This is a genomic window from Pseudanabaena sp. SR411, from assembly GCF_002251945.1.
Lineage (GTDB): Bacteria > Cyanobacteriota > Cyanobacteriia > Pseudanabaenales > Pseudanabaenaceae > Pseudanabaena.
On record NZ_NDHW01000255.1, the window covers coordinates 12,739 to 31,627 of the forward strand.

Annotated in this window: 21 protein-coding genes and 1 tRNA gene; 10 read left to right on the forward strand and 12 right to left on the reverse strand. The window is 42.4% G+C overall.

What is annotated here, in order from left to right:
• Positions 1-618: 618 nt before the first annotated feature.
• Positions 619-1,440: an ATP-dependent sacrificial sulfur transferase LarE gene (gene larE, locus B9G53_RS25900; RefSeq protein ID WP_094536304.1), complete on the reverse strand. Its 822-nt coding sequence runs from the start codon at positions 1,438-1,440 to the stop codon at positions 619-621.
• A 134-nt stretch (positions 1,441-1,574) separates the two neighbouring features.
• Positions 1,575-4,289, reverse strand: coding sequence for a valine--tRNA ligase (locus B9G53_RS25905; protein WP_094536305.1), 2,715 nt, complete (start codon positions 4,287-4,289; stop codon positions 1,575-1,577).
• A 361-nt stretch (positions 4,290-4,650) separates the two neighbouring features.
• Here B9G53_RS25905 and B9G53_RS25910 point away from each other — a divergent pair, with 361 nt between their 5' ends.
• On the forward strand, positions 4,651-5,103 hold the full coding sequence (locus B9G53_RS25910; protein ID WP_094536306.1) for a DUF29 domain-containing protein: 453 nt from the start codon (positions 4,651-4,653) through the stop codon (positions 5,101-5,103).
• 220 nt (positions 5,104-5,323) lie between these two features.
• Positions 5,324-5,881 (forward strand): pentapeptide repeat-containing protein, encoded by a 558-nt coding sequence (locus B9G53_RS25915; protein WP_254923820.1) that lies wholly within the window; start codon positions 5,324-5,326, stop codon positions 5,879-5,881.
• Positions 5,882-5,926: 45 nt separating this feature from the next.
• Here the strand turns inward: B9G53_RS25915 and B9G53_RS25920 are convergent, their stop codons facing one another.
• The 3 genes from B9G53_RS25920 to hemL form a co-directional block, all read right to left on the reverse strand.
• Positions 5,927-6,505, reverse strand: coding sequence for a hypothetical protein (locus B9G53_RS25920; RefSeq protein ID WP_094536307.1), 579 nt, complete (start codon positions 6,503-6,505; stop codon positions 5,927-5,929).
• A 143-nt stretch (positions 6,506-6,648) separates the two neighbouring features.
• Positions 6,649-7,275: a hypothetical protein gene (locus B9G53_RS25925; protein WP_094536308.1), complete on the reverse strand. Its 627-nt coding sequence runs from the start codon at positions 7,273-7,275 to the stop codon at positions 6,649-6,651.
• A 181-nt stretch (positions 7,276-7,456) separates the two neighbouring features.
• Positions 7,457-8,764: a glutamate-1-semialdehyde 2,1-aminomutase gene (gene hemL / locus B9G53_RS25930; RefSeq protein WP_094536365.1), complete on the reverse strand. Its 1,308-nt coding sequence runs from the start codon at positions 8,762-8,764 to the stop codon at positions 7,457-7,459.
• A 528-nt stretch (positions 8,765-9,292) separates the two neighbouring features.
• Here hemL and B9G53_RS25940 point away from each other — a divergent pair.
• Entirely contained in the window at positions 9,293-9,970 is a 678-nt protein-coding gene (locus B9G53_RS25940) for a response regulator transcription factor (protein ID WP_094536366.1), read from the forward strand.
• Between the two features lie 30 nt (positions 9,971-10,000).
• On the opposite strand, the gene B9G53_RS25945 is transcribed toward B9G53_RS25940, so the two are convergent.
• The 6 genes from B9G53_RS25945 to B9G53_RS25970 all read right to left on the reverse strand — a co-directional run bounded on the left by B9G53_RS25945 (position 10,001) and on the right by B9G53_RS25970 (position 14,594).
• Entirely contained in the window at positions 10,001-10,456 is a 456-nt protein-coding gene (locus B9G53_RS25945) for a nitrate reductase associated protein (protein WP_176453363.1), read from the reverse strand.
• 47 nt (positions 10,457-10,503) lie between these two features.
• Positions 10,504-12,552 carry an endonuclease MutS2 gene (locus B9G53_RS25950; protein WP_094536310.1) on the reverse strand — a complete coding sequence of 683 codons (2,049 nt, stop codon included), beginning with the start codon at positions 12,550-12,552 and terminating at the stop codon, positions 10,504-10,506.
• Positions 12,553-12,651: 99 nt separating this feature from the next.
• Positions 12,652-12,945, reverse strand: coding sequence for a type II toxin-antitoxin system RelE/ParE family toxin (locus tag B9G53_RS25955; protein ID WP_094536311.1), 294 nt, complete (start codon positions 12,943-12,945; stop codon positions 12,652-12,654).
• Entirely contained in the window at positions 12,942-13,169 is a 228-nt protein-coding gene (locus tag B9G53_RS25960) for a DUF2281 domain-containing protein (RefSeq protein ID WP_094536368.1), read from the reverse strand. Before B9G53_RS25960 ends, B9G53_RS25955 begins: the two co-directional genes overlap by 4 nt.
• Before the next feature lie 70 nt (positions 13,170-13,239).
• Entirely contained in the window at positions 13,240-13,455 is a 216-nt protein-coding gene (locus B9G53_RS25965) for a hypothetical protein (protein WP_094536312.1), read from the reverse strand.
• 227 nt (positions 13,456-13,682) lie between these two features.
• Positions 13,683-14,594 carry an alpha/beta hydrolase gene (locus B9G53_RS25970; protein ID WP_094536313.1) on the reverse strand — a complete coding sequence of 304 codons (912 nt, stop codon included), beginning with the start codon at positions 14,592-14,594 and terminating at the stop codon, positions 13,683-13,685.
• 204 nt (positions 14,595-14,798) lie between these two features.
• Between B9G53_RS25970 and B9G53_RS25975 the strand changes: the two genes are divergently transcribed.
• A tRNA-Leu gene (locus B9G53_RS25975) sits at positions 14,799-14,879 on the forward strand.
• Positions 14,880-14,994: 115 nt separating this feature from the next.
• Entirely contained in the window at positions 14,995-15,174 is a 180-nt protein-coding gene (locus B9G53_RS25980; RefSeq protein WP_094536314.1) for a hypothetical protein, read from the forward strand.
• 27 nt (positions 15,175-15,201) lie between these two features.
• Here B9G53_RS25980 and mazG read toward each other — a convergent pair whose 3' ends face one another.
• Entirely contained in the window at positions 15,202-16,023 is an 822-nt protein-coding gene (gene mazG, locus B9G53_RS25985; protein ID WP_094536315.1) for a nucleoside triphosphate pyrophosphohydrolase, read from the reverse strand.
• Positions 16,024-16,134: 111 nt separating this feature from the next.
• On the opposite strand from mazG, the gene B9G53_RS25990 reads away from it, so the two are divergent.
• The 5 genes from B9G53_RS25990 (at position 16,135) to petG (ending at position 18,813) form a co-directional block, all read left to right on the forward strand.
• Complete coding sequence (locus B9G53_RS25990) at positions 16,135-16,452, forward strand: DUF2605 domain-containing protein (RefSeq protein WP_094536316.1); 318 nt, start codon at positions 16,135-16,137, stop codon at positions 16,450-16,452.
• 77 nt (positions 16,453-16,529) lie between these two features.
• Positions 16,530-16,808: a DUF2973 domain-containing protein gene (locus B9G53_RS25995; RefSeq protein WP_094536317.1), complete on the forward strand. Its 279-nt coding sequence runs from the start codon at positions 16,530-16,532 to the stop codon at positions 16,806-16,808.
• A 114-nt stretch (positions 16,809-16,922) separates the two neighbouring features.
• Positions 16,923-17,306 carry a DUF1636 domain-containing protein gene (locus B9G53_RS26000; RefSeq protein ID WP_094536318.1) on the forward strand — a complete coding sequence of 128 codons (384 nt, stop codon included), beginning with the start codon at positions 16,923-16,925 and terminating at the stop codon, positions 17,304-17,306.
• A 148-nt stretch (positions 17,307-17,454) separates the two neighbouring features.
• Positions 17,455-18,525, forward strand: coding sequence for a response regulator (locus B9G53_RS26005; protein WP_094536319.1), 1,071 nt, complete (start codon positions 17,455-17,457; stop codon positions 18,523-18,525).
• A 189-nt stretch (positions 18,526-18,714) separates the two neighbouring features.
• The gene (petG, locus tag B9G53_RS26010; RefSeq protein ID WP_071590170.1) at positions 18,715-18,813 is read left to right on the forward strand and encodes a cytochrome b6-f complex subunit V; all 99 of its coding nucleotides are present in this window, start codon (positions 18,715-18,717) and stop codon (positions 18,811-18,813) included.
• Positions 18,814-18,889 lie beyond the last annotated feature (76 nt).

Sequence of the window (18,889 nt, forward strand, 5' to 3'; positions counted from 1 at the left end):
TCTTGTCCTCGTTGATCAGATTAACATGGTTATTCAAAATGGCAATAACTTGCTATTCAAATCCTTACTGGGAAAAGCTTAGAGGCTATCTTTTTTGTTGAAAATCGAAATTTTGCTTCTTTCTCATTAGAATTCTTTATAAAAATGGAACTTTGTGCCAATAGTCACAAAAAAATATCCATAAAAGTATGTCTTTAGAAGTAGGTATTTTTGCTGTCAAACAAGTTTTATATGCATAACGCCTCAATATACAAGAAAATTTCAGTTTAGTTGACAATTACTCTTGAGTTTTGTTCGTATGTAAACCTTATGAAGACTTGATCTCAGAAATAAAGTGTCAGAAATAGTAATAAATCAATCTAAAGGTAGATACTAAAACCCAATTTATAGAAACTATTTAGAATTATTTTGATAAATATGTTCGATTTAAACTAAATTTAGATTTTTGCGTTAAAAAAATCGTAACTGGCTCAGAATAACTAAGAAGTTAAGCAAAACATTTAAAGACAAAGTATAAGAATTTTTAATCAATCAACAGAAACTTTTTCAAAAATCTTCAAAAAATCACAATGTTTCCCCCAAAAAGAGTCTGCACTTCAAGCAGACTCTTTTTGGGGGCTATTTCGCGATCGCATCATTCAGCTTTCCACTCCGAAAGCCTTCTAAATCCAAGGTAATCGAACTAAATCCATATTCACGGAAGGTTTTAGTCAGATCCGCGATCGCCATAAAGTTCATAAATTCGAGCAGCCGATCGCTTGAAACTTCGATTTTTGCTGTATCGCCCATTGATCGCACACGGATATCGCCTTTCCAGCCGCGATCGCGTAGATACTGTTCGGCATTGCCTACGCGACGTAATTTCTCGATTGTAATCTCTTCACCATAGGGAAATCGCGAACTGAGGCATGGTTGCGAAGGCTTATCCCACCAAGGCATTCCTAAATATTGCGATAACATACGGACTTCGAGTTTGCTAATCCCCACTTCGGCAAGAGGCGATCGCACGCCACGTTCTTTTGCTGCTTGAATTCCTGGTCGATAATCTTGCAAATCATCAGCATTTAAGCCATCGACGACATAGCTATAGCCCATGCTTTTCGCCAATGGCTTGAGCGTGTCGTGTAGTTCACTTTTGCAGAAATAGCAACGGTTAATTGGATTGGAGGTGTAGTTGGGGTTATTCATCTCATCGGTTTGGACGATTTGATGTTTGAGTCCCATAAATTCCGCTTGTACTTGAGCCGCAGCAAGATCGGCAGGTAATAATGAGGGGGAGTTAGCAGTAATGGCTAAAGCTTGATCACCCAAAACATCAAAGGCAATCTTGGCGACAAGGGTGCTATCGATACCACCTGAATAGGCAACTACTACTTGTGATGACTCATTAAATATTTGACGTAGGCGATCGAGCTTGTCGGATAGGGTAGCGTTTAACATCTCAATAAATTAATTATTACTTGCAGTTGCTGAGAGATTGAGATCTCCGACTTTTTCTTTGACTAACACAAGTAATCTTTGGCTGCAAAGAAAAAGTCGGAGATCTGGGCAGGCAGATCTAGGGAATCACTAATTTATTTTTGCAACTGAGCTAGACGTGCTTTGAGAATCTCTTGTTGTTTCAAAGACTCTTCCAATTCTGCACGGGCAGTTGCCACCACGTCAGGGGGAGCTTTTTTGATATAGCCTTCATTGTTTAAACGACCTTGGCTAGAAGCGATCGCCCCTTCTAGTTTCTTGAGACTACGCTCTAACTTGGCAATTAATTGGGCAATATCGACGACACCGACTAGCGACACGATCGCCTGTACCGTGCCAACAACACCTGCGATCGCCTCTTCGGTCACTGATTCATCGACGGTTGCCACAACTGCCAAATCTTCGACCCTTGCCAAATCAAGAATATAGCTTTGTCCTGCTTCTAGTAATGCTCTTTCGCGATCGCTGTCGGATTGTAAAATTACTTTCACCTTCAGACTAGGCTTAATCTCAGCTTCAGCACGGAGATTGCGAATAGTACGGATTGTGCCAATGATTAACTTGAATTGTTCTTCTAATTCTTCATTAATGTGGGTGGTGTCAATTTCAGGATAGGGCTGAATCGCGAGCACTGGGCGATCGCTCGATGGCTCACTTGTACCGTAGGTAAGTAGTTGCCAGATTTCCTCAGTGACGTGAGGCATAAACGGATGCAATAAGCGCAAAATCCCATCGAGGACAAAGGCAAGGGTTTGCTGCACGGTAGCGCGAGAAGTAGCGTCGGCAGTTTCCTGTAAACGTGACTTAACTAGCTCAATATACCAATCACAGAAATCACCCCAGAAGAACTCATACAGGCTCTTGGTTGCTTCGCCCATGCTGTAGGCATCAAGTTGTTCACGCACTTGCAAAACCGTCTGGTAGTAACGCGACAAAATCCAGCGATCGGCAAGTTCTAAATTCTCAACTTGGAGCATGGCTCCGCCACGCTCCAAGTTGAGGTTCATCATCACAAATCGTGAAGCATTCCAAAGCTTATTGGCAAAGTTTCGGGCTGTCTCTACGGTTGTTGATTCATCGGTTTTGCGATTGTAGTCAAGGCGAATGTCCTGCCCTGCGCCTGTTACCTCCTTAACAAGCGAATAGCGTAATGCATCAGTTCCATATTTATTAATGAGAACTAATGGATCAATGCCATTATTCTTGGATTTGGACATCTTCTGATTATTTTCATCTCGCACCAGTCCATGAATATAGACCGTGTGAAAAGGCATCTTGCCCGTGAAATAGCCTGCCATCATCGTCATCCGTGCGACCCAGAAGAAAATAATGTCAAACCCAGTAACTAGCACACTTGTGGGATAAAAAGTCTCCAAGTCCTGTGTCTGCTCTGGCCAGCCCAAAGTCGAGAATGGCCATAAACCTGACGAGAACCATGTATCGAGTACATCTGGATCACGTTCTAAAGTTACATCTTCACCAAATTTTGCTTTAGTTTGGGCATATGCCTCAGCCTCAGTCCGTGCTACAAAAATTGTGCCGTCAGGGGCATACCACGCAGGAATCTGATGTCCCCACCATAGTTGACGGGAAATACACCAATCCTTAAGACGAATTAGCCAATCACGGTAAACCTTTCCCCAGCGATCGGGTACGAAGGTGGGCGAGTTCTGCTTATCAAATTGTTCAAGCGCAAAGTCTGAAAGCGGCTTGATATTCACAAACCACTGAATTGAAAGCAATGGTTCGACAGGCACTTTACCCCGTTCTGAATAGGGAACAGTATGGGTATAGTCTTCAATTTTTTCTAATAAGCCCAATTGTTCGAGCTTTACTACGACGTTTTTACGCGCTACAAAGCGATCTTGTCCTTGGAACTCGCCGCCATTCTCATTGATCGAGCCATCTTTATTGAGAATATTGATCAGTGGAAGCTGATGACGTTTACCCATCTCAAAGTCATTAGGGTCATGGGCAGGGGTAATTTTGACGCAACCACTGCCAAAGGCTTTATCTACATATTGATCGCCAATAATCGGAATTTCGCGATTCATGATTGGTAACAAGATTGTCTTGCCAATTAGATGCTTGTAGCGATCGTCTTCAGGATTGACAGCCACAGCCGTATCACCCAACATTGTCTCTGGTCGGGTAGTCGCAACCACTAGATATCCAGAGCGATCGGCTAAAGGATAACGAAAATGCCAAAGGTGACCATTTACTTCTTTACTATCAACTTCTAGATCAGATACGGCGGATTGTGATTCGGGACACCAGTTAACTAGATATTCGCCCCGATAAATCAAACCAGCCTCGTAGAGTTTGACAAAAGCTTCGGTTACCGAATTCGATAAGCCTTCATCCATCGTGAAGCGTTCACGAGTCCAGTCGGCGGATACACCTAAGCGCCGCAACTGCGAAACAATCGTACCGCCCGATTCAGCTTTCCATTTCCATGCTCTCTCTAAAAACTGCTCGCGTCCAATCTCTTGATTGGTTTTGCCTTCAGCTTTGATCTGTTTATCGAGAATCGTCTGCACAGCAATGCTGGCATGATCTGTACCTGGCAACCACAGGGCATTAAACCCACGCATCCGATGATAGCGAATCAGGATATCGATTAATACCTCTTGAAAAGCATGACCCATATGCAAACTACCCGTGACATTGGGTGGCGGAATCATGATGCAGTAGGGTTCTTTTTCACTTTCGCTGGCAGCTACAAATACGCCACTTTCCTCCCAATATTTTTGCCATTTGGCTTCAGATTCGAGAGGATTATATTGTTTAGGAAGTTCGGTCGTACTCATAGCAGGTTACTGAAAATTTAGACAAAAGTAATGGGCAACTTACAGCACTTTGCGTTCAGACTCGAACCAAGAGATTTTTAGAAAGTGTTGCAAAGCAACACTTTCTAAAAATCTCTTGGTTCGGCTACTCGGAAATTGCTGTAATTAAAGTTTATATTTAGCTTATATCTTATAGTGTTTCCCAGACCATAGGAAAGCCCCTGATGGTATTCATAGAAGCGACATTAAAACCTTAGTGATGCGGCGCGAAGCGCCGCATCACTAAGGTTTTAATGTCTAGTTGTAGACTGGGAAGGGAGTAGCTCAATCTGTCCTAATGCTATTCATATAGAATTTGTAACTAAAAATCAAATGAGGCAATATGACTCAAGCAATTGCACCATCATTATCTTTGTACGATCGCGATCTTGATCTATGGCTAGAGACTGCGATCGCCCAATTGAAGGCGGGTGACTTTCACAATCTTGATGTCGAAAATTTAATAGAGGAGTTAGAGGGTTTGTCAGGCAGTAACAAGCGTGAGATTGAGCATAGATTAGAGCGATTAATCGAGCATATTCTCAAACGATGCTATGTAGATATGCCTGAATGCTATAGAGGCTGGTTGCTGACAATATTTGATCAACGTAGAGATATTAATAAGCTGATTCGGCAATCTCCCAGTCTGAAACGGCACTTCTTAAAAATGTTTGATGATTGCTTTGAAAATTCTTTAAAGCGGATCAAGATTGAATATCCTGACTACCAATTCCCAGATACATGGCAATTTGGTCGCGATATCGACACAATGCTCAATGTTGATTTTTGGGATTGATTTTTGGGAATAGCGATCGCACTGAATAGCCGCTATTTGTTAGCTTGTTGTTATACTCTGACTTTCAGAGTTTGGCTTGAGGTGAAAGCTTAAAGTAAGCTAAAATTTTAGCCCAGACCGAAATTGTCAAATAAATTTGCTAGTTGCCTGTGATCGCTATATTTTTATTGCTAGCAACTCAAGATAATTAAGCAATATCATTTTGTTAGGAGTAATCGCTTTGGAAGTCGCGCAACTGTTGGAACTATACAGACAGGGACAACGTAACTTTTCTAACATAGATCTTAGCAACGCTCAACTACGCAGCGTTGTCTTGATTGGTATTGATTTGCGTGGCTCGACCTTGAATAAAGCTGACCTCAGTAGTGCTAATTTAATTGAGTCAAATTTGACAGGGGCTAACTTGATTGAGACAAACCTGAGAGGTGCTTTACTAAGGGGAGCCAATTTTTCGGATGCAGACCTAAGCTGGGCAAATTTAACTTGGTCAAACTCTTCTAATAGTAAATTTATTCGGGCTAATCTCAGTGTCACTAATTTTAGTGGAGCAAATTTGATAGAAGCGGATTTTACAGGCTCAATTATGAAGGGGTCTAATCTACGTGGGACAAATTTACGTGGTGCAATCTTCAAGAACTTGCGAACCTGTGCGGATACAGAGTTTAGTGGCGTGCGGAACTTGGACGATCGCACTCGTTTATATCTTTGTACGATCGCGAGTGGTACGCATCCATTCACCAAAAATGACAGCCGCCAAACTTTAGGTTGTCCAATTTAATTTAATTATGGGCGGCGCGAAGCGCCGCCCATAATTGTTTTATGGTTACTCGGTAAGTTGAAGTAAATAAGGAAAAGAGGTGTTTTCTTCGTAGGAGCCAACCCATACTTCGTAAGTTCCTGCTAGCCAGTCGCCGCCAATTTCTGGGTTGCGATCGCTAACATCATCACTACACCAACTGCCCCCAGGTCCGCGCACTAGCAGAATTGTATCGCCAGAGCTTTTGACCTGCATTTTTAGAGAACGAAATGGTTTTGTAAGGGTGATTTTGTGATCGGGTTCTGCGTCAACAAAACCAATGCAGTCGCCTGTCTCGGTTACTTTACGTCCTGATTTTTTTTGAGTTTCGACTCCGCCACCACTAATGCCCCGCAGTTCGATTTCCTTTGGGGTAAATTTCGGCGAGATCGCGATATCTTCAAACATTTTTACGAAACTAGCTTTTTTGCTTGAAGGAATTGCTGGTTTCTCTGGTCGCGAGATCTCGACTGACGTTGTTGTGTTTGGTGTTGCGCTTGGCATTGTGTTTGGCTTGGTCTGCGATCGCACAGATATTGACGCAGCTAACATTGCGGTGGTCATAGCTGCAAGGGTAATTAGCGATCGCGCTGCAAATTTTCTCATGACACAAATATATTGGCTCTAAGACGTAGATTTTAGCTTGCTTCGTTAGTTTTCCATAACTTCTGCTCAAAGAGATCTGATTTATTTTGCTTATCTACCGCGATCGCCATCTTAATTTCCAATCAAAAATCGAGGAGTGCTTACTATAGTCGTAACTCCTTGCGTCCATTTTGCACAATTTTGATCATGTCGATTAGCTGAGATTCCAGATTGCCTAGCACGCGATCGCTATATTCATCAGCACCCCGCTGCATATCTTGGACTTCACCCGTTACCCGTTGATGCAATAAATCGAGATCTTTTTGGGCTTGACGGCGCATTTGGTTAACTTCATTAAGGGTTTGCGATTTCACCTGTTCGCATTCCTCTTGGAGTTCGCGACGAATTTGACTGGCTTCCTGCTCCGCTTGAAGAATTATTACTGACTCTTCTAATAGCTGACTTGCTCTTAGCTCAGCCGACTTAATCAAATCCTCAGCGTATTGTTGGGCTTCGGCAACTAAATCTTGTTTGTAGAGCAGGATCTCTTCGGCTTTAGCGATCGACTCAGGTACAGACAATCTCACGCGATCAATTTGCTGACATAGTTTTTCTTCATCGATGACGGTATGACCCATCACGCGAGGGCCACTTTCCAGCACCATTTCTTCAAGATGGTCTAGCTCTTTGTGTAAGCTCATGTAGTAATCGGCTCTTGGTAAAGGCGCAGGAGAGCCGTTGTAATTACCATTATTAGATTTAGTACTAGCAGTTGAGTTTTCTGTCAGCATCAGATTTGTGTAGGAGAAATTTCAATGCTTTGATGTTCTAAGCTGAATTGACTTGCGAAATGAGCTTAAGCGAATCAGCCTAGAAATAATTAACCAACATTGTAAATGACTTTTTGCGAAAGCTGTTACAAGATGAACAATTTTTGATGAGATGAGTAAAGCCCATCTCATCAAAATTGTTTTAAGCGGCAATTTGCGACAATACGGCTCGAGTCGCGGCTAATGTCGCCTCCACATCAGCATCAGTATGGGCAAGGGATGTGAAACCAGCCTCAAACTGTGAAGGCGCAAGATAAACGCCATGCTCTAACATTCCCCGATGGAATTTAGCAAACTTAGCTGTGTCGCTGGTTTTGGCATCTTCATAGTCATAGACTTGTTGACTAGTGAAAAACATCCCGAACATCGCCCCAACAATATTACCCGTTGCAGCATGTCCAGTTTCATGGGCGATCGCCAACATACCTTCGGCTAATTTCTTGGTAATCTGTTCGAGATATTCATAGGAACCAGTCCGTTTGAGGATTTCCATGGTTTTAATACCTGCGGTCATCGCCAAAGGGTTACCCGACAATGTTCCAGCCTGATACATGGGGCCAGCAGGAGCAACCATCGACATAATATCTTTGCGCCCACCATAAGCTCCTACGGGTAAACCACCACCGATGACCTTGCCCATTGTGGTCAAGTCAGGAGTAACGCCAAAACGAGCCTGTGCGCCACCGTAGGAAAGGCGGAATCCTGTCATCACTTCATCGAATACTAACAAAGCACCATTTGCCTGACAAAGCTCTTTTAAACCTTGTAAAAATCCATCTTTAGGCACAATACAGCCAGCATTACCGACTACTGGTTCAATAATTACGCCAGAGATTTGATCGGGGTTTTCCGCAAATAAGGCTTTGACTGCTTCCAGATCGTTATAAGGAGCAGTGAGGGTATTCGCTGTTGTGGATTTAGGTACACCAGGGGAATCGGGCAAGCCGAGGGTCGCGACACCTGAACCTGCTTTGACCAAGAACATATCCGCGTGACCGTGATAGCAGCCTTCGAACTTAATGATTTTGTCACGACCTGTAAAAGCTCTCATCAGCCGCAGTACTGACATACAGGCTTCTGTACCAGAGTTCACAAAACGCACCATTTCAACACTAGGTACAGCTTCGATCACCATTTCGGCAAGTTGGTTTTCAAGAACGCAGGGAGCGCCGAAACTTGTACCTTTTTCGAGAGCTTTATGTAGTGCTTCGATGACTTCAGGATGGGAATGTCCGACGATCGCAGGTCCCCATGAACCAACATAGTCGATGTATTTGTTGCCATCGATATCCCATGCATAAGCACCATTTACGCGATCAAACACGATTGGCTCACCACCAACTGATTTAAAGGCTCGCACGGGAGAGCTTACGCCGCCGGGCATTAGCTCCTTGGCTTTAGCAAAAATTTCTTGAGATGCTGTTGTTTTAAAGGTAGATAAATTCGCAATCATTTTTTAACAAAGATTTTGAGGGTTTGTGAGTCCATAAGTAGCTAGGTGCAATTAAATATAAATCCCCAAAACCTGTGGCGCACATGCTGCGTGCGCCACAGGTTTTGGCTCTGGTTTTTAATGATAATGATGCCCAGCTAGCTACCTATAGAATCAATTTAACTCAGCAACGATCCAAGCGTCACAGAAATCAAATAGAAAGTTGCCGTAGCCCAGAGAAATTTTTGAAAGCGCCGCTTTCAAAAATTTCTCTGTTTTTTTATGCAGTACTAAGTACCGTATATGATTTTTTTATTTAAAATTTCTTAAATAAAAACGACCGCGGATTTTTTTTGTCGCAATAATACTTAAAATTTTTGCATTTATGAAAAAGCATTCGATCTTTCGTATATGATGCAATTAGATAGGGGTGAATCATGTTAACGAGATTTATAAAGTTCATATTCTTCATAAACCTGTAAAGGTATCCGTTAGCATATAGCTAAGCACCTATCAAACTTAAATAACTGAGATTTGATCGATCCAATGAGAATTCTCCTTGTAGAAGATGATGCCAATTTAGCTGACACGTTAGCCGAAGTGCTAACTAGTCAACATTGTGTTGTAGATATTGCGAGAGACGGTGAAGAAGGCTGGGAGAAATCTCAAGCTGACGACTATAACCTGATCTTGCTAGATGTCATGCTGCCAAAGCTGGATGGGATTAACTTATGTCGTCGCTTACGGGCGCATGGCAATAACATCCCGATTTTGATGGTGACTGCGCTGGATATGAGTACTGACAAGGTTCAGGGGCTAGATGCTGGTGCTGACGATTATCTCGTCAAACCAATTGATCCACCTGAGTTGATGGCTCGTATTCGTGCCTTGTCACGTCGCGCTCAGATTGCAGAACCCACAGTTTTGCGTTGGGGGGAACTGCAACTCGATCCTGGTATGCATGAGGTTTCCTATGCTGGGCAATCTGTGCATTTGACTCCTAAGGAATACAACATCCTAGAGTTGTTGCTCCATCATGGTCGCCAAGTCCTGAAGCGGATCACGATTGTGGAACATGTTTGGTCGCTTACTGATCCACCTAGAGAAGATACGATCAATGCCACGATCAAGAGTCTACGGAACAAGTTGAAGGGTGCTGCTGCGCCTCACAATTTGATCGAAACGATTCACGGTGTTGGCTATCGTTTGAGCCAACTTTCATAAAAAAAAGGAGTGCTTTGCACTCCTTTTTTTTTACGTGGTAAGTCCAAATTCTTGCAAGGCAGGTAAGAAATTATTGTTTTCGTGATCGGATGTACTGAGCTTAATTAGAGCGAAACGTTGTAGTGGGGTGAGATTTTGCCATTGAGTTAGGGCGATTGTCATGTTTAACTTCTGAGCTTGCTGTAAAACACTAAGGGGAATCACATTGGTTTGCATCCACGCAGGATCTTGTTCAATGGGCAAGTCGCTAGGGTATATGTTGAAATTTTGAAAAACTTGCGATCGCAGATGTTCTCTGTATTTTTCGATTTCTTCGCTAGTAGTACAGGGCAAATCAATTAGTTTTTGGCGTTGTATGGTGGAAAAACTTAACCAATGTTGTAGTTTGAGTTTAATGCCACAGGTATCGAGTTTGTAACGTACTTGCATAGGAATACAGCGCAAGGCAGTGACAAAATCGGCTTCAAATTCAAAAAATTGCAACATCATCAAAACCCCAAACATTAAAAGCGGCTCTTTGCGCCGCTTTTACTTTAGACTTTTTCGGTGTCTGTGATATTAACAGTTAGCTTCATAGTTCCTAACCTTACAGAAAATTCACCTGAACTATTTGGAACTGTTAATACTTGAGCAATTTTGCCAAATTTAGGAATGCGAACGCGATCGCCGATTTTTACTTGCACCTCAACTTTTTGCTCAGGAGTAATAGGCATATGGCGCTTAGTTAATTCCTCAATTCTCTGCTCAGTACGTTGGACATCCGCAACTAGCTGTTCGCCTAATTGTTCACCTTTTTGCAGCTTGCGGATTACGCGACCGACTTCCTTTTGCGCTTGGGCGATCGCCGCATTCACCTCTTTTTCTTGCCGTTCACGCAATTCTTTAGCCTGCGATCGCATTAGTTCCGCACGAGCCAAAATTTCTCTATGCAAGCGTTCGGTTTCCGCGAGTAAATGTGCTGCTGCTTCGGTTTTTTGAGTTTGTTCGCGGCGCTGAGCTTCCAGTTCGGCGATCACGTCATTCATTTCCGCAGATCCAACCCCGACACGCACTTGGGCGGCTTCGATTATGTCCTGTGGTAAACCTAAACGACCTGCGATCGCAAGGGCATTAGAACGTCCAGGAATACCCCATAACAAACGATAGGTGGGCGCAAAGGATGCATCATCAAATTCCACAGACGCATTTTCAAATTTAGGATTTTGGTATTTCAGAGCCTTGAGTTCGCCGAAGTGCGTCGTGGCGATCGCGAGTCTTGTATGTTCGCCTAGATATTCTAATAATGCTGTAGCGATCGCACTGCCTTCGGATGGATCAGTCCCTGCCCCAACTTCATCTAGAAGTACTAGAGATTGGTGCGAAAGTGAGTCCAAAATTCTCCCAATGCGGCGAATATGCCCCGAAAAAGTCGATAGATTTTGCTGTAGTGACTGCTCATCACCAATATCAGCAAGTACGAGATCAAACCAAGGCATTTCTACAGGTTCTTTAGCGGGAATAAACATTCCCGCCTTTGCCATCAGAGCCGCTAAGCCAAAAGTTTTTAAAGTTGCAGTTTTGCCGCCTGTATTGGGTCCCGTAATCACAACTACGGAGATCTGCGGTGAAATCAACACATCCACAGGCACAACTTCGCGACCTTCCTCGTTTTGTTGTTGCCATACCAGTAATGGGTGACGCAACTGGCGCAAGACGATCGCCTCACCCTCTAGAAAATGTGGCGGATTTGCTCCTAGCCAATAGCCATACCTTGCACGCGCCACGGCAAGATCGATCTTAGTAACGATAATTAGCAATCTTTGCAAGTCTTCCGCGATCGCCGTAATCTTGGCACTCAGTTCCGCCAAAATAATCTCGATTTGGGCTTGCTCCATTTTTAGCAATTGCCGCAAGCGATTGTTGGACTGTACGATCGAGTTCGGCTCCACAAATAGCGTCATCCCTGTGCTGGAAGTATCATGAATTACCCCAGGAATGCGATCGCGTTGAGGCGACTTCACCGATAAAACATAGCGATCGCTCCTTTGGGTAATAATCTGCTCCTGTAGCGAGCTAGCATTACGCTGCATAATATTTTGCAGCTTGGTAATAATCTGATCGCGTACCGAAGTTAACTCATGGCGAATTTCCCCTAACCGCACCGAAGCCCGATCCAGTACATTTCCGCCTTCATCAATACAGCGATATATTTCCTGTTCAACATCAGGATAAGTCCGCAATTCGCTAGCCAGTATTTGCAAATTTGGGCAGTAATCAGCATTGTCTAGCTGACGACGCAAGTTTCGCGCTCCTGCCAAAGTCGTCGCGATCGCCCATAGCTCAGCAGCCGACAAAATCCCCTGTTTTTCAGCACGAAATACCGCTTCCGTAATATTTTGAATCCCATCTAAAGATACGCCTGCACTTCGCTCTTCGAGGGCATAGGCTTCTTTAGTTTGGGTGAGTAACTCTAAGGTGTCTTCATAGCGATCAGGTATGGGTAAATGTGCCGAGGCGATCGCCCCCAGCTTTGTCGTTGTAAATGTTGATAAATGCTGACATAAACGATTCCATTCCAACAGATCCAACGTCTCAGCTTGCATGACACCTCAAAATAGCTTTTTTCATCAAGACAAGTCAGCAGTGCTGACTTGTCTTGATCATACTTTTCTATTGTGCCAAAAAATTGAAGAACAGGGGGCTTAAGCCCCTTGTTCTTGATCAAGGTAAAAATTTGCTTGTAAATAAGCATCCTTACGATGACTACAACTTAGCAAAAGAATTATTAACTCTTGATCTTGAATTTCGTAAATAACACGGTAATCATTTACCCGAATGCGATATGTATTTTCATACCCCTTGAGTTTTTTAACTCCGTTTGGACGAGGGTTTTCAGCCAAAAGCTGAATAGCAGTGATAATTCGACTTTGAAATAATTTTGGAAAAACGCTCAGTTGTTTCTGGACAGGTTGCGGAATAATAACTTGATAGCTCATACCTGACCGACTAGATACTCATCAAGCGTAAGATAATCTCCAGATGCAAAAGCTTGCTTTGAAGCAATAATAATTTCTTGCTCTTCTATAGAAATTTCATTGTCTTCAGAAATTTGATTATCTTCATAACGATTTCTAACAAACAGAAGAAAATCCAATAAATTATCTAGCAGTATATCGGGGGTTTTTTCGATTTCTTGAATAAGCTTTTCTTTTGTAGTCATTGCTTTGACTGTTTTTTCTAAATCATAGCAAATAAAAAAAGGGGAACGCATCGCGTTCCCCTTTTTTAAATTACAAGCGAGAAGCTAATCTCTCAAAATCGGCTTGAGTACTTGATAGCATTCTGCTACGGCTATCCTGAGCGCGATCGCCACTTAAATTCGGGACGAGGTTACGGGCTTGTAATGCCATGTGTAACTGTAAATGTGCGACATATTCACTCAGATCGCCTTGTACATCAATTTGCTTGAACGCTACAGATTTATTAGTCACCGCATTACCTCTCATTTGATTATGTGAATGTAAACTAAATGTAAATTTTCTAAGACTAATCTTTCGTTTTGTTTAGATTAAGAGAAGTCTCTTCTATAACTTTCGATATAGAACTTATCATACAGGCGATCTCAGTAGATGTGTCTAGATACGAAGCGTAATCTTTTGACGCAATACTTAATAATTGGTGGTGCAGGGCTTCGCCCTACACCACCAATCCTTGACTAGGAAGGGAGTAGTGTCTACAGCTTAAAGAAACTGCGAATAGAATTTAAATATAACGGCTCATTGGTAGAGGCGTTATTGTTATGTCCGCCATTGGGAATAAGCACAATTTGTTTTCTAGTTGGGGTTGCCTCATATAAGCGCTGAGACATGACCGCAGGAATCAAATCATCCGCAGTACCGTGAATATAAAGTACAGGTATAGCGAGCGATCGCACCTTAGCGATCGAATCAAAGCGCTGATGAATTAATAAATCAATGGGGAAAACTCGATATTTAGGATCGATTTGAGCCATATCACTCATCGATGTAAACGAAGCATCAATAATCATTCCTAAGGCATTTGGATGCTTAATAGCAAGATCGATCGCGATCGCCCCACCTAACGAATGTCCATAGATCATGATCTGATTTGGCTGATATCCTTTTTGGATTAAATAGTCCCAAGCTGTTTGGGCATCTGTATACACCGATGATTCACTAGGAAATCCACCTTCACTTCTGCCATAGCCCCGATAATCAATCAATAATACTGAGAAGCCCATTCGCATCAATCGATTGGCATGTTTAGCATTAGCACTAATATTTTTACCCTTGCCATGCAAATACAAAATTACTTGGCGATCGCTTAAATTTGCTTTTTCTTCCTGTTTGGCATTGGGTAACCACCAACCATGAATATTTTCACTTGTACCATCAGCATTTTTGACTGGAATTAAGACATCCTCGTACTTGGCATTAAACTGAGCGGGAGTGGTAGTAATTTCCTTTTCTGGTGAAAAAACCAGCTTTGTTTGCCCAAACCATAATCCTGCACAAACTGAACCATAAAAACTAGCGATCGCAATTCCCGCAATCCCCACAGGACGCAACCAACGCTTCGGCGATCGCTTCCCGCTCTGATCATTTTGCAGAGATGATTCAGTCATTGAAGTTTTAGATTCCATAGTGTCAGTGAAGGTATTTGTAAAATTTCAGGTTAAGTAGCTAGGCATAATGAAACCCAGATTCAAAACCTGTGGCGCACGCGCAGCGTGCGCCACAGGTTTTTGGATTTTATCTTTAGAAAGCGCAAAAATGTATTGCAAATATGCACCACTGCTGTAATATAGTTAAGCACTAAAAAAGCAATTGCGGTCATGGTGGAATGGTAGACACGCCATCTTGAGGTGGTGGTGGCGAAAGCTGTGAGAGTTCGAGTCTCTCTGACCGCATAAAATAAAAAAGAGAGCGCAAAGCGCTCTCTTTTTTATTTTATGCGGTCAGCATTGAGACTGTTCTGAGATTGTAGTAGCCTTGAATCTTAGTTTATAAACCGCTTTAAAATCCATGTCTCGCCAAGTTAATTGTCAAGAAGAATGCACCAATGGCTGTGTCCTTGGGGATAAATGCCCACATTTAGAATATCTAGCTAAAGCCCGTAAACTCCTAGCTGAAACCTCAATTGATAAGTTGATTGAAATTTCTGATTCCCGTTTTCTGCCTCCAGATGCGCCCACCACCAAATAAATAAAGACTCGCTTTGCGAGTCTTTATTTATTTGAGCTTTTCTTTGGCAAGTTTCCAGAGATTATCTAGCTCCTCGGCAGTGAAACTATCAATGGGGCGATCGCTTAAAGTTTCAATCATCTCTAGACGCTGAATAAATTTGCGGTTAGTTGACTGCAAAGCCTCCGATGGGTCGAGATCGTACCAACGAGCCACATTGATCAGCGTGAATAATAAATCTCCCAATTCCGCCTGTTGATTTTCCTTAGACTCATGTTCTAGTGCATGGCGCAGCTCATCTAACTCTTCATGAAACTTTGCCCATACTCCATCGGCATTGTCCCACTCAAACCCATTTGCGGCAGCCTTTTGAGAAATCTTCATCCCAGCCGTTAAAGGTGGAAGCGATCGCGCATACCGCTTGAGTTTGTAGCTCAGTTTTTGAGTGTCGGCTAAATCTTCACCCTTTTCTTCGGCTTTAATCCTTTCCCAGTTTTGATGAATTTCGTCCATGCTGTCGGCTTTAATATCGCTAAATACATGGGGATGGCGACGAATTAACTTTTGGGCGATGCCTTCGGCAACTTCGGCGATCGCAAATTGATTAGTTTCACTGGCAATTTGGGACTGCAAGACCACTTGCATTAACAGGTCACCTAACTCTTCGGCGATCGCCTTACTATCACCACCCTGAATTGCATCCACCACCTCATAGGCTTCCTCAATCACATAGGGAATCAAGCTTTTAGGCGTTTGCTCCAAATCCCAAGGACATCCACCATCAGGCGATCGTAACTTTGCCACCACATCGATTAAGTGTTGTAGTGCGATCAAGTTCGCCGAAGCTTCAACGGTTGGCTCAAAAGTCATAAGATTTGTTTAATGTTAAGAAAAGTAACAAAATGCTATAATAGCCAGTATAAAAATACTGCTTTTAACAAACTATACACAGCACCAATCTTGCTGCTAAAGATCTGACCCATGAGTAATACTGCTAGTCCTGATCCTGAAATGCTTAGACAACTTCTAGAGCCATTACTAGAAGATTTCACCTATTGGTTTGACCGCTCTCAAAAACTACTCTCTAGTGAACGCATAGATTTTTTACAAGAGTCAGAACAAAGAAATTTGCTGGAACGAGTCGAAAACGCTCTTAAAGAAGTTGCTGTAGCGATCTCCTTGTTTCGCGTTACAGGACATCAAGTTGGCGTAGACATGGCAACAATGAAACCTTGGCATCAACTACTTATGGAGTGTCAAGCCGTGGGGATGCGCTACTATCGTAATCAAGCAATTTAAAACTTTAATTTTGATCCCTAATTTCTCCTCTTAAACCTTAGTTCACTTAATTTACATATTTTTTTAGGAAAGTAGATATGGTACAGATTCTTTATATACTCGCTTTTACGATCCTCTCTATTTTCGCGATTAGTAATCTCATTCGCAGCATGATCGCGCTTTCCCAAAATGATTCACGAGGCTATCAAGATAATCGTAGTCGCCGAGTATCGCCTCAATATGCTCATCCTGAATTGTGGGATAAAGATGGTAAATATATCGATGAGCCATTAATGGTAATTAAATCAATTAATGTTGATGATGCGCGTTCCAGACTTGATGCTCTCTATAACTCGTCACCTAGTGGCGAAAAATAATGGTAATTTGTAAAGCCAAGATTTTAGTTAAAAGTGTTGCAAAGCAGCACTTTTAACTAAAATCTTGTTTGTGGTTTTAGTGCGAAGCGCTGAAACTTTGTTATCGAGGTACGGATGATCCATAGGTTATTAGTTTGTACTACCTGTGCCAGCACTTGGCAAAATGGCAAAAAGGTAGGTGTTAGTGGTGGTGAAACATTGCTAAAAGAGCTTTCTCAGTTACATCAAAATTGGGAATGGCGATCGCAGTTTGAAATTCTCGCAGTTTCCTGTATGAGTGCATGTAGCCATGCTTGCGCCGTAGCCTTCGCATCTGAGGGCAAATATTCCTACTTGTTTGGAGATTTACCCAGTGATGTGGACAATATGGCAACTACAGCATCAGCAATCTTGTCCTGTGCCGAAATATATGGCGATCGCTCAGATGGGATGCTTGCTTGGAAAGAGCGTCCTGAACCACTAAAAAGTGGTGTAATTGCCCGTATACCCCCTTTATAGAAAAAAGAGCGCTTGACGCTCTTTTTTTATGATTTTTATCATGGGAATTACTGCTAAAAAAGCCTTAAAATCAAGGGGCTAAAAGAAATTCTGGTAATGTAGACAGATCTCTGTACATCCAAGATAAAACTCAAATTTGTAACACCTCATGCAAGGCACGCTCAGAGAAATTGACGTACATACCATTATCAACCTGATCGAGTTTGGACAGCGAACTGGTGAGTTGTTGATTGAATCTAGTACAGGGAAATTCTGGTTTTTATTTTTTGATAACGGAGAATTGATCTATGCTACCGATACTGATAGCAACTTGACTCGTCTGCGCGATTATTTGCATGGGTTGGGGTTAGATCATGCGCTCGATCAGTTATCTAGCTCGAAACTGGGGATTAATGTTTTAGAGTATGGACAAATTTGGGCGCTTCTAGAATCCAAAATTCTCAGTCCTGATCAGGCTAAGACAATTCTGGAAAGCACAATCCGAGAGGTGCTTTTTGATATTATCGGTCTCTATCAAGGTACATTTGTTTTTGAAATTAGTGCTGCACTCACGCCAAAGTTAACCAGATTCAAGTTTTCGCAGCTTAGTTCAGAATATTTACGCCAACTGCAAACATGGAAGAAATTTTATCCAGTTTTACAGTCGATCGATCAATGTCCTGTATTGCTCACTGAAGAGTCTTTGCCATCTTTAAGTTCTTGGATTGATGGCAAAACGACAATTCGTCAGTTGTCACGATATGCGGGGAAGGATATTAGCCAAATTGGACAGTTGATCTGTGAAGCGATCGCTCTTGGACAGGTTGCAATTACGCCATTAGCGATGAGTGTGCCACAACAAGTAAAGGTACAGTCGCCCAGAATTTTATGCATTGATGATAGTGTGACAATTTGTCGGGCTGTGGAGTATATTCTGCATAATCACGGCTTTCAAGTTATGGCGGTGTCTAGTCCGATTAAGGCTTTAAGCTTGATTTTTCAACATAATCCTGATCTGATTTTGTGTGATATCACGATGCCAGAGATTGATGGATATGAGCTATGTGGAATGCTGCGTAAGTCGAGTGCGTTTGCCAAGGTTCCGATTATCATGCTAACGGGCAAAGATGGTTTTATTGATCGCGTCAAAGCGCGGATGGTGGGAGCTACGGAATATTTAACCAAACCGTTTGGAGAGAAGGAATTATTAACAACTGTAGAAAAGTATAGTAAGCGTTAGTCAACTTTTGTGGATGACTAACGTTCTATTAAGCGATCGCAAATAAGTACTTAATTGCCAGTACATTCAATAAAAATCCTCTTATTGAGAATAGGGTCTCTGAAGCCCTCATTCTTTAGTGGCAAATATTTTTTTGTCCAGATCACCTGCTGAATGTAGGATATAAGTCAGTGAGTTTAATAAATATTTATGGTAGAACCAATTTTGTCAGGCATTTGCCTCGGTCTTATTTTCATTACCCTTGGCGGGCTGTTTTTTGCTGCTTATCAGCAATATCGCCGCGTCTAGTTCTAGCATAAAAACCAAAAAGCAGAAGAGGCTGAAAATGCCTCTTCTGCTTTTTGGTACAAACTTACAGCAATTG